Below are 11,636 nucleotides of genomic sequence, written 5' to 3'. Positions count from 1 at the left end.
TTATGTTGTGATTTTTTTTTCAGTTTGAAAAGTTTATCACAGGCTTTAAAAGTTTATTTATAGAATTGAGAGTGATTGCTATTGCTACTTTGTAATACCAATCTACCCAAAGTTGGGGTGGATAGATATGATTTTATACAATATATAGGAGTTTTGTATCAGCATAAATAACACTGAAATAGTGAAGAACTTTTAAAGCATTTACGATAGGAAGACAAAAATTATCGTATCAAATTAAACCATAGCTTTGTAATAGAGTCATACTTCTAAAAATGTATAGTTTATGAAAAAGATAGTTGCGCTACTTTTGGTTGTTCTAGCAATAACATCAGCTTTCGGTCAGGAAGACAATCGTCCTGAAAATACAGGTGACGATTTTAGTTTAGAAGGTGCCTTAGAGCTATTCAAAAATTCTAATTCACTCGAAGAATTTGAAAGAAATCTTAATCAGGAAAACAATCAGGTGAACAATCTTGATTTAGACGGAGATGGTCAGGTCGATTATATCAATGTGGAAGACATCAAGGAAAATGACTCTCATATGATTGTCATGAGCACCTATCTCAATGAAACAGAAAAACAAGACATCGCATTAATTGCCATTGAAAAAACCAGCGAAGGGAATGCCGTTTTACAGATTATGGGCGATGAAGATTTGTTTCCCAAAAACACAATTGTTGAACCATCAAGTGAAGAAAAAGGGGCTGTACAAAACCTAAAAGCAGCATCCAATGTTGCCGTTGTTGCTAATTCGGCACCAACAGTAAATGTATGGGCTTGGCCAAGTGTCCGCTATTTATATGCTCCCGCTTATGTGGTTTGGATTTCACCTTATCGCTGGAGAGCGTATCCAAGATCGTGGAGCCCTTGGAGCCCAATTGCACATCCGCTTTTTTATTCTTACGGCGTACGGTATCGTCCGCATTACCATGTAGTAAAGGTTCGGCGTGTTGCCGCTGTAAGCCGTGTTTATTATCCTCGAAGACATTCTTCAACAGTAGTGGTTCACAACCGAAGAGGTACTACCGTAATCCACAAAAATCGAAGAGGCAACGTAAAAGCGGTAAAAGTAAAACGAACAAAAGGTAGCCAAAGAAGATAAAAATCATTGTTATGAATACCAACACACTTTGGTCGCTTCGTTTAGGATTTTCTGGAAAACAAAGTAAAGCTATTGAACAAATGGGTTTATCAAAATTTCTGGACAACTCTTTCCGTGCTTCTTATGACAAAAAAATTACTTCGTTTTTAGATAAGAGTCCTAAATCACTGAAGGAGTTAAAAGCAAGACGTCAGGAAATCAAAGCATCAAATCCTGAAAATGTCAAAGAATTATTGAAAGTGGAAATTCAAGTATCCCAAGAGATGAAAGCCTGGTGGCTGCAGAAAATGATTGCCGATGATTTTCCGCTGCGCGAGAAGATGATCTGCTTTTGGCACAATCATTTTGTATGTACGTTTCAAAAAGTAAAAGTCAATCATTGGATATTCCAGCACAACCAATTGCTTCGAGAACATGCTTTTGGAAACTTTAAAACGTTGACAAAAAAAATAATCCAATCCAATGCCATGGTGCGTTATTTGGATAATGTGGACAACCGTCGGGATAAAATAAATGAGAATCTCAGTCGGGAATTATTGGAACTCTTTACACTTGGAATTGGCAATTATACCGAAGATGATATTAAAAACGGTGCGAAAGGTTTGGCGGGACTCAACATTGGTGAAGAGGAAGCTGTTTACAGACAGGCGCTTCAAAACGACGAAACCATTACTTATTTTGGCAAAACTGGAAACTTCAAGGCAGACGAAATGATTGACATCATATTTGAACAAAAGGCAGTGCCGTATCTAATTACCCGAAAAATACTGCAGTGGTTTGTTTATGACAATCCGAAACCGGAATTGGTAACCTATTATGGCGATTACTTCAAGAAGGTCGATTTTGAAATCAAGCCTTTGCTGACTAAAATCTTTACCGAAGAATTCACAAAAGACAACGCCGGAAGCAAGATTAAAGATCCGTTGGTTTATATTTTACAATTGATGAATGAATTGAATGCAGAGCAACTGAATCCGAAGGTACTGGCTTTTTACCTGAAACAGCAAGGCATGGATTTATTCAACCAGCCCAATGTTAAAGGCTGGAATGGAGGAAAAGAATGGATAAGTTCACAGGTCTACTTGCAGCGGAATACTGTTGCCGATTTGTTGTGTAGCGGTAGAAACATCAGCCGCAGAGCCCAGAATACAGACAATGATATGGTGAATGCCAATAGCAATCAACTCCTAAATGTATCCTTAAAATGGAACAAATCGGGAACCAACAAAACTATTATTGCGGAGTTACAAGAGCGGCTTTTATTTCATACCGATGAAAATCTGCAAAAAGACTGGGAAACGATTTTAAAATACGATTTTAATCCACAGGCAGAAGGTGCTGATAATGCTGTAATGCGATTGTTCAACACTATGGTAAAAACACCTGAATTTCAAATCATCTAACCATGAACAGAAGAAACTTTCTAACGCTTACTGGAACATTCACAGGCGGAACCTTGCTTCTACCCAATTTCCTTCATGCTTTTGGTTCGCAGACCAATTTGGTTATTGGCGAACAATGTTTGGTTTTCATTCAGCTCAATGGTGGCAACGATGGATTGAATACGTTTATTCCGTATGAGAATCCGTTGTATTATGATTTGCGTTCCAAAATTGCTTTGGATAAAAATGAGGTCATCAGCAGCAATAAGGGCATGGCATTTCATCCCGCGCTGAAAGATTTTGCGACGATGCAACAAAACGGTGACTTGACCATCATTCAGAATGTTGGTTATCCGGAGCCGAACCGTTCCCATTTTCGCAGTCAAGAAATTTGGCAAACCGCAACCGCTTCCAATGCCTATTTAAACAACGGCTGGCTTGGGCGTTATCTGGATTTGCAATGCACAGAACATCAGCCAACGGCGGGCGTAAACTTTGACAACATTGACAACTTATCATTGAAAGGCAATGAACCCAATTCGATAACCGTAAAAGATCCGAACCGATTTAAAATCAAAAACAATAGTGATGACACCGTAAAACTTTCGGATAATCCGCAATTGGATTTTGTTAGAAAGGTTGCATATTCGGTTGCTGAAGGCTCTGATGATATTCAGAAAGCATTAGCCAAATCTACTTCGGAAACCAGTTATCCAAAAACCGGTTTAGGCAAAAACTTAGAATGGATTGCCCGATTAATCAAAGGGAACCTGAACTCAAAAGTGTATTACACCTCACAAAATGGTTACGACACCCACGATAATCAAATCAAGATCCAGCAACGGAACCTCACCGAACTGAATGATGCCATCTTTAGCTTTTATTCGGAATTGAAAAAGGCGCAACTGCTCCAAAACGTTACGCTTGTTGTCTTTTCAGAATTTGGACGACGCGTTAAAGACAATGGTAGCGGTACCGATCACGGAACGGCAGCACCGATGTTTATCATTGGAGGCGGGAATAAAGAAAGCATCATTGGCAACAACCCCAATTTGGCTGATTTAGATAATGGCGACTTGAAATATGAAGTTGATTTTAGGAGCGTTTATGCTTCACTGTTGCAGCATAAAATGAATTTTGATGCTACTAAAATTGGGATTACCAATACAACGTTGAATGGTTTGTTTTGATGTAACACTACCCTCTTTGTCATTCAATCTCATCTTTTGATACGAGAGCAATCACCTTTACGATTTTTTTAAATCGTAGCACTGATGTAAAGGAATGGTTTGTCTTAACGATAAAGGAGGTAGTAGCAACTGCAAAAACAATATAAAATTTCTCCTAAAAAAACACTCCCGCTCTCCGAAGTCTCCTTTCTTCAGATTAAATTAAAAAAATGGTATATCATTAAACGCTATGACAAAATTTTCATTCAAAAAAAAATCACAGTTTTTTGAAAGTTAATTTATTTATTTGAGAAGGATTGCTGTTGCTACTTTTTAAGAACAATGTGCTTTATTTTAAGGCGATTAGGTCTTGTTTTATCGGACTTATTTAAAAGTTTGAAAACATTATCACAAATTAACCAAAAAAGATATCAATGAAAACTAATATAGCTTAAACGAAAAAACTAACTGGCCATTTTTTGCTGTTCATAACAAATATTTCACGTTAGAATAACGTATGCTAACAGTAAATAGGCTTATAGGAAAGTTGGTTTTGCATTTATGATCATTTGCTTCGCCTATTCCCTATCACTCGAGTGGCAAATCCAAATAATGAAATTAATTTAGAACTAAACACAATGCTGTGTACTAGATTTTAAGCGGTAAGGTTAGAAAAAAAATTGCAAAGGTATTGTAACTAAAAGTACCTTTACCTCACAGATATAGCAAAGCGACAAGAACCACTTATACATTTAACACTATGATTTCAGATAAAAAATTATCAAAAATTGCAGGCTTTTGCTATTTAATTGTAATTGCAACAGGACTATTTTCTGAAGTTTTTGTAAGGCAGGCTTTAAGTGTTTCAAATGATGCATTGACTACAGCGCAAAACATTAAGACTCACGAAATGTTATTTCGTTGGGGTTTCGTGGCTGACTTAATTAACTTTGTAATTGGCTTGCCAACGATTTTGATTGTTTACCATATTTTCAAACATGTAAATAAACTTTTAATACAACTTGCATTGGCGTTTGTCATAATACAGACAGCCATAATCGCCGTAAACCTTCTCAATCAAATTGCACCATTGTTATTATTAAGTAATGATACGTATTTAAATGCATTTCAACCCAATCAACTTGCTGCACTTTCGCTCCTTTCATTAAATATTCAGATACAAGGATATGCTCTTGGTTTGGTGTTCTTTGGGTTTTATTGTTTAATAATTGGTTTTGTGATTTATAAATCAAACCTAATTCCAAAAACATTGGGTATTCTTTATGCCTTTGCAGGTTTGTGTTATTTGATAAACAGCTTCACTATGTTTCTTTCAAAAGGATTTTCAAACCCTTTGTTTTTATATCTTGCTATCCCAATTTTTATTGGTGAGCTATCTCTTTGCTTATGGTTGCTCCTAAAAGGTATAGACACCTCTAAAAGAATCAAAAACTGATGCCAAAAAAAAGAGTACTATTGACAAATAAATTGCCCGAACCGCTCACAGCAACTTCGTAAGATTTGGGTTTTGTGTTTACTTTAAAGTTTGTTTGTATTGGTGATTATTGCTTTGCCTGTTCGTTATCGCTCGAGTGGCCACTCTGAAAATAGGGGATAATTAAACATTTTATGTAAAATAAATATAGATGACCCTACAAAAAGACTTTCACGTCTAACAACACTTTTAACACTACTGCAAACAAAACAACTTTTAACCGCTTCATAACTTGCCAATAAATTTTCAGTCAGCAATAGAACCATTTATAGAGACATAAAAGCATTAGAAGAATCAGACGTTCCTATTTTGATAGAAGAAGGTTAAGAATGGAAGGTTACAGAACTATACAAAGCAATTCCTGCAATATAAATAGGGGAATTTTTTATGTGATACAGTAGAAAAGTACAGTAATGAAAATACAATTCAAGATTATGTAAAATCTCAGCGAAAAGAAAAATAATATAAAAATACATAGTCAACAGTTATTGATGTTCTTATACTTTAGGTGGCTTTGCACAGAGACAGTTTAATCAAGTTTTTAAAATGCGCTTCTATAACTATTAATTTCAATTGCTATTCTTTATTACGGAAGACCCCTAAAAAACATCACTAATTTTAACATAGAAAAAGGTATAATTTAAAAATGCAGTAAACCAAGAAAAAAAGGCTATACATTATTGGTTTTCAATATTTTATTATTACTTTTATATTCCCAAATTATTTTTTATGATAATATAAAACCAATTTAATCCAACATCATATGAATAATAAGATTTTAAACCGTGTCGTTTTTATTGCTATTGTAACTTTAGTTGTAAGCTGTAAACCAAAGACAGAAGAAGTAATAGTAGACAAAGAGCAAATAAAAATTGAAATTCAAGCCATAGAAAATAAAATGGCCGAATTATTTAATGATCGTAATATAAACAGTGAAGAGTATTATGCGAAAGATGCTACTAGCTTTTCACAAAACAAACCACCTATAGTAGGCAAATTAGCCATACGAAAATCGATAAAGGATGATTTAGCCAATTTTCCTAGTGGATATCAAATTGCTTTTGTAGTTAATGAAGTGCATCCTTCAAATGACGGGATTCAAGTGGTAGAAATTGGGAATTATCGTGTTTCTGATTCTACAAGCACAGCTTTGTATACTGGTAATTTTATTGCAGTATTTGAAAAAAGAGAAGGGAAATATGTTTGTATAAGAGATATGTCGGCCTCAGACAGACCTAGATTGGAAAGCAAAACAGAAGATAAAAAAGAATAATGCAAAACTTAATTCTTTGAAAAGCACTTTAGAAACAAAGTGCTTTTTTTGTGCTTTTTAATTTAAAAATCTACTTATTGCATCAATAGCATCTGTTTGATTGACATATTTGGTAGAAAATTATATTTAAAAATAAAAGTAAATTGATTTTCTTAATAAAATTACTCTTAATTAGTTACATAAAAAGTATTTAGATATAAAGAAACGAACGAATAGAGAAATCAAAAATAAAGAAGGTGAACTCCTAGAAGCTCACCTTTTAGTATCATTTAATTCTGTTATTAATTACGCCAAGTCAAAGCGATCCAAATTCATGACTTTATTCCAAGCTTTAATAAAATCGTTTACAAATTTATCTTTAGAATCTTCACATCCGTATACTTCCGCAAGTGCTCTTAGCTCTGAATTTGATCCGAAAATTAAATCAACACGAGTTCCGGTCCATTTCACTTCACCTGTTTTACGATCACAACCTTCAAAAAGATTTCCATCATTTGAAATTGACTTCCAAGTCGTACCAATATTCAGTAAGTTCACAAAATAGTCGTTGGTTAGTGTTTCAGGATGTTTGGTAAACACCCCATGATTAGAATGATTAAAATTGGTATTTAAAACACGTAAACCTCCTACTAATACTGTCAATTCAGGTGGAGTCAATGTTAAAAGTTGTGCTTTATCAACTAACATTTCTTCTGCTGAAACAGAATAATTTTTTTTCATATAATTACGGAAACCGTCAGCAGTTGGTTCTAAAACTGCAAATGAGTCGATATCCGTTTGTTCTTGAGAAGCATCAGTTCTTCCGGGTATAAAAGGAACTGATACCGTATTTCCATCCTTTTTTGCCGCCTTTTCAATACCTACACAGCCACCTAAAACAATTAAATCAGCTAAGGAAACTTGCTTGCCTTGAGATTGAATACTGTTAAATGCTGTTTGAATACTTACAAGTGTTTCTAAAACTTTTGACAATTGTGATGGATTGTTCGCTTCCCAATATTTTTGCGGAGCCAAAGCAATACGTGCACCATTTGCACCACCACGTTTATCAGATCCACGAAAGGTAGATGCTGAAGCCCAAGCAGTAGATACTAATTCTGATACGGTCAATCCTGACTCTGATATTTTTGTTTTTAAAGAAACAATATCATTATCATCAATTGTTTTATACGATACAGCTGGAACAGGATCTTGCCAAATTAATTCTTCCTTAGGCACTTCTGGACCTAAATAACGGGTAATTGGTCCCATATCACGGTGGGTTAATTTAAACCAAGCGCGACCGAATGCATCAGCTAACTCGGCAGGATTTTCGAAAAAGCGTCTTGAAATGGGTTCATAAATAGGATCCATCCTTAAAGCTAAATCTGCTGTAGTCATCACTGGAGCATGTCTCTTTGAAGGATTGTGTGCATCTGGAACAGTGTCAGCGCCACCATTATTTTTTGGTTTCCATTGGTATGCGCCAGCTGGGCTTTTGGTGAGTTCCCATTCGAAACCAAATAGGTTTTCGAAATAATTATTACTCCATTTAGTAGGTGTTGTTGTCCAAGCACCTTCAAGACCGCTTGTAATAGTATGTTCACCTTTTCCGCTACCAAAAGTGTTTTTCCAACCAAGGCCTTGTTCTTCGATAGCTGCACCTTCAGGCTCTGGGCCTACGTACTGATCGGGATCAGCAGCTCCATGCATTTTTCCAAAAGTATGACCACCAGCAACAAGAGCCACTGTTTCTTCATCATTCATTGCCATTCGTCCAAAGGTTTCTCGAATATCTCGAGCAGAAGCAATTGGATCTGGATTTCCGTTAGGGCCTTGAGGATTCACATATATAAGTCCCATTTGAACTGCAGCTAGCGGATTTTCTAGTTCTCGGTCACCTGAGTAACGGTTGTCATCCAACCATTTTCCTTCGGTTCCCCAATAAATATCCTCTTCAGGTTCCCAAATATCCTGACGTCCGCCAGCAAAACCAAAAGTTTTAAATCCCATCGATTCTAGCGCACAATTCCCCGCAAGAATCATCAAATCGGCCCATGAAATTTTTTTGCCATATTTTTGTTTTATCGGCCACAATAACAAACGTGCTTTATCAAGGTTCCCGTTATCTGGCCAACTGTTCAGGGGCGCAAATCGCTGAGCGCCCGCTCCTGCCCCACCACGACCATCAGCAATTCTATATGTACCAGCACTATGCCAAGCCATACGAATAAAGAATGGACCATAATGACCATAATCTGCTGGCCACCAATCTTGTGAAGTGGTCATTAGATTGAAAATGTCTTTCTTTACCGAATTCAAATCCAAACTATTAAAAGCAGCCGCATAGTTAAATGCATCTCCCATAGGATTTGATGTTTTAGAATGTTGTCTAAGAATGTTTAATTTTAACCGATTAGGCCACCAATTATCATTTCTTGAACCATTTCCTGCCGCATGCTTCACTATTCCACTTGAAAACGGACATTTACTTTCATTGGATGTGTTTTTACTATTTTCCATAATATAATTAGTTTATTTATTTGTTTAAAAAGTTGTCATGCTAAGTTATCAAAAAAAACAATAATAAAATAAATTTTCTATAAATAAAAACTATAGTTATTACTAAAATTCTTATGTTATATATAAACCTGATATTACTAAAAATAGTACTGAAACTGTTTTTTATTTAGAGTGACATTAGGATAAGTTTAGCTTATTTATAAATAATAAAATGCAATCAAAACATAAAATAAATAGAATGATTCTATCTATTTTTGCTCCAAATTAAAAAAATAATATTTAAACCATATAATTATGTCATTAGTAGGTAAAAAATTTCCAAACATTACAGTAGATGCTATCTCTTTTATGGGAGATAATTTAAGAATTAACGTTCTTGAGGAAGCTAAAAATAACAAGAAAAAAGTAATTTTATTTTGGTATCCAAAAGATTTTACTTTTGTATGTCCGACAGAACTTCATGCTTTTCAAGCAGCTTTAGAAGATTTCGAAAACAGAAACACTATGGTTATAGGTGCTTCATGTGATACTAACGAAGTTCACTTTGCTTGGTTAAATACTCCAAAAAACAATGGCGGAATAGAAGGAGTTACTTACCCAATCTTGGCAGATACTACACGTAATTTATCTACTACTTTAGAAATTCTTGATGCAGAATGGGTTTATAATGAAGAAATAAACGACGAAATCTTGGAAGGCTCAAATGTTACTTTTAGAGCAACATATTTAATAGATGAAAACGGGAAAATATTCCACGAAAGTGTAAACGATATGCCATTAGGAAGAAATGTAAACGAGTACTTAAGATTAATTGATGCTTATACTCACGTTCAAACCAAAGGTGAAGTTTGTCCTGCGAACTGGGAAGAAGGCAAGCAAGCCATGAGTGCCGATAGAAATAGTACTGCTACTTATTTAGCTTCTCATTAATTCAATAACAAATAGCAATGACAATGTCAATATCAATTGCAAAAAATTGAATTTTGATGTTGTCATTGAAATTGAAATTTTAAAACTATGTTTTCAGAAATAGAACAAGATAATTTAGCCGAAGTAGTTGCTTCAAATAATTTGGTAGTGGTACAATATTCAGCCTCGTGGTGTGGTAATTGCAGAATCATGAAACCTAAATTCAAAATGTTGGCTTCACAAAATGATAGCATTCCATTTCTAATGATTGATGCTGAGAAATTTCCTGAATCGAGAAAACTGGCTAAAGTTGATAATTTACCAACCTTTGCTACTTTTAAAAATGGTGAATTAGTCAATCAAAGTCAAACCACTAAATTAGAAGTGCTTACTGAATTGGTTAATGAAGTAATTGGGTAATTTGGTCAATTAAAAATCAAATGTCTCGATAAACAAATAATAATTATCATGAAATTACCAGTTATAAAACATCTTACTCAATTTATTGAAGATAACGATCAGGATTATATTGTTGAAACTATTGAAGTACTCGAAAACCTTTGTGAGCTTTCTTCTTTAAAAGATGAGGAATTAGAAGTCATTGGCGAACTAATTTCTAATATGTATGGCGCCTTAGAAGTTTATAAAATGGTCAAAGATGGTAAGGAAAAGAAAGAAGCTTTAAACGATTTTATGAAGCGAGTTTTGGGTTCAATTGATAAGTAAATAAAAACTCTCAAGCAATTGGGAGTTTTTTATTAATAATACTTTTTCCGCAACCAAAATGCTACATTTACCAAAGTAATCAATGCTGGAACTTCCACTAAAGGCCCTATAACACCTGCGAAAGCTTGTCCGCTATTGATTCCGAAAACACCTATAGAAACAGCGATTGCTAATTCAAAATTGTTCCCAGAGGCTGTAAATGATAATGCAACCGCATCACGATAATTGGCTCCAATTTTCTTGGAAACAAAAAACATTAAGAAAAACATAATCGAAAAGAAAATCACTAACGGAAGAGCAATTCTAAGCACATCCAATGGTAAATCGACAATCATTTCTCCTTTTAAACTAAACATTATTACAATAGTAAAAAGTAGCGCAATTAAAGTGATAGGAGAAACAAACGGAATGAACTTTTGATTGAACCATTTTTCGCCAATATACTTTTTAATCAAAAATCGACTGACAACAGCTAAAGCAAAAGGAATTCCTAAATAAACACCAACAGTCTTGGCAATTTCAGTAATAGTAATATTCAATTCTAGACCTTTAATTCCAAATAAAGGCAACATGATTTTCAAATAAAAATAGGCGTACAAACTAAAAAAGAAAACCTGCAATAAACTATTAATTCCGATTAAACCTGCTGTTAATTCTCGGTTTCCTTCGGCAAGTTCGTTCCAAACAATGACCATAGCAATACAAGGCGCAATTCCTATAATGATTAAACCGGTCATGTATTCAGGATAGTCTTTTAGGAAAAAAGTCGCCAATAAAAACATTAAAAATGGACCAACAATCCATGTTATTAAAAAGGAAGCAGTTAGCAGTTTTGGTTTGTCAAACATTTGTGGCACTTTGGAAAAGTCAATTTTGGTTAACGGCGGATACATCATCAAAATTAAGCCAATAGCTAACGGAATATTAGTAGTACCCGATGAGAAGGAATTGATAAAGCTAGCAGAGTTCGGAATAAAATAACCAATTCCAACTCCAATTACCATAGCAAGAAATATCCAAAGTGTTAGCAATCTGTCGAGAAAGTTGAGACGCTTTTTCATTTTTAAACCATTAAGAT

The 11,636-nt window shown here is 34.7% G+C and carries 10 protein-coding genes and 1 pseudogene; 9 read left to right on the top strand and 2 right to left on the bottom strand.

The genetic code is table 11. The features are described from left to right. Nucleotides 1-283: 283 nt before the first annotated feature. From F6464_RS01820 to F6464_RS01795, 6 genes and pseudogenes are all read left to right on the top strand, one after another. Complete coding sequence (locus tag F6464_RS01820) at nucleotides 284-1,102, top strand: hypothetical protein (RefSeq protein ID WP_151106040.1); 819 nt, start codon at nucleotides 284-286, stop codon at nucleotides 1,100-1,102. An 11-nt stretch (nucleotides 1,103-1,113) separates the two neighbouring features. Then, on the top strand, nucleotides 1,114-2,505 hold the full coding sequence (locus F6464_RS01815; protein WP_151106039.1) for a DUF1800 domain-containing protein: 1,392 nt from the start codon (nucleotides 1,114-1,116) through the stop codon (nucleotides 2,503-2,505). 2 nt (nucleotides 2,506-2,507) lie between these two features. Further along, on the top strand, nucleotides 2,508-3,674 hold the full coding sequence (locus tag F6464_RS01810) for a DUF1501 domain-containing protein (RefSeq protein ID WP_151106038.1): 1,167 nt from the start codon (nucleotides 2,508-2,510) through the stop codon (nucleotides 3,672-3,674). Nucleotides 3,675-4,413: 739 nt separating this feature from the next. After that, nucleotides 4,414-5,109: a DUF4386 domain-containing protein gene (locus F6464_RS01805; RefSeq protein WP_151106037.1), complete on the top strand. Its 696-nt coding sequence runs from the start codon at nucleotides 4,414-4,416 to the stop codon at nucleotides 5,107-5,109. A gap of 282 nt (nucleotides 5,110-5,391) precedes the next feature. Further along, nucleotides 5,392-5,475 (top strand): annotated as a pseudogene (locus F6464_RS14600) (HTH domain-containing protein); the annotation flags it as partial. Between the two features lie 436 nt (nucleotides 5,476-5,911). Then, on the top strand, nucleotides 5,912-6,421 hold the full coding sequence (locus tag F6464_RS01795; protein WP_151106036.1) for a YybH family protein: 510 nt from the start codon (nucleotides 5,912-5,914) through the stop codon (nucleotides 6,419-6,421). A 285-nt stretch (nucleotides 6,422-6,706) separates the two neighbouring features. Here the strand turns inward: F6464_RS01795 and katG are convergent, their stop codons facing one another. Continuing rightward, nucleotides 6,707-8,923: a catalase/peroxidase HPI gene (gene katG, locus F6464_RS01790; RefSeq protein WP_151106035.1), complete on the bottom strand. Its 2,217-nt coding sequence runs from the start codon at nucleotides 8,921-8,923 to the stop codon at nucleotides 6,707-6,709. A gap of 294 nt (nucleotides 8,924-9,217) precedes the next feature. Between katG and F6464_RS01785 the strand changes: the two genes are divergently transcribed. From F6464_RS01785 to F6464_RS01775, 3 genes are all read left to right on the top strand, one after another. Continuing rightward, the gene (locus F6464_RS01785; RefSeq protein WP_151106034.1) at nucleotides 9,218-9,853 is read left to right on the top strand and encodes a peroxiredoxin; all 636 of its coding nucleotides are present in this window, start codon (nucleotides 9,218-9,220) and stop codon (nucleotides 9,851-9,853) included. Between the two features lie 87 nt (nucleotides 9,854-9,940). Further along, the gene (locus F6464_RS01780) at nucleotides 9,941-10,252 is read left to right on the top strand and encodes a thioredoxin family protein (RefSeq protein ID WP_151106033.1); all 312 of its coding nucleotides are present in this window, start codon (nucleotides 9,941-9,943) and stop codon (nucleotides 10,250-10,252) included. Between the two features lie 48 nt (nucleotides 10,253-10,300). Further along, complete coding sequence (locus F6464_RS01775) at nucleotides 10,301-10,558, top strand: DUF6952 family protein (RefSeq protein ID WP_151106032.1); 258 nt, start codon at nucleotides 10,301-10,303, stop codon at nucleotides 10,556-10,558. A 32-nt stretch (nucleotides 10,559-10,590) separates the two neighbouring features. Here the strand turns inward: F6464_RS01775 and arsB are convergent, their stop codons facing one another. Next, nucleotides 10,591-11,619 (bottom strand): ACR3 family arsenite efflux transporter, encoded by a 1,029-nt coding sequence (gene arsB / locus F6464_RS01770; protein ID WP_151106031.1) that lies wholly within the window; start codon nucleotides 11,617-11,619, stop codon nucleotides 10,591-10,593. Nucleotides 11,620-11,636: the final 17 nt, after the last annotated feature.

The organism is Flavobacterium luteum (assembly GCF_008806775.1).
Lineage (GTDB): Bacteria > Bacteroidota > Bacteroidia > Flavobacteriales > Flavobacteriaceae > Flavobacterium > Flavobacterium luteum.
The sequence above is the reverse complement of the archived record's forward strand: the minus strand, read 5'-3'. Positions and strand labels throughout refer to the sequence as shown.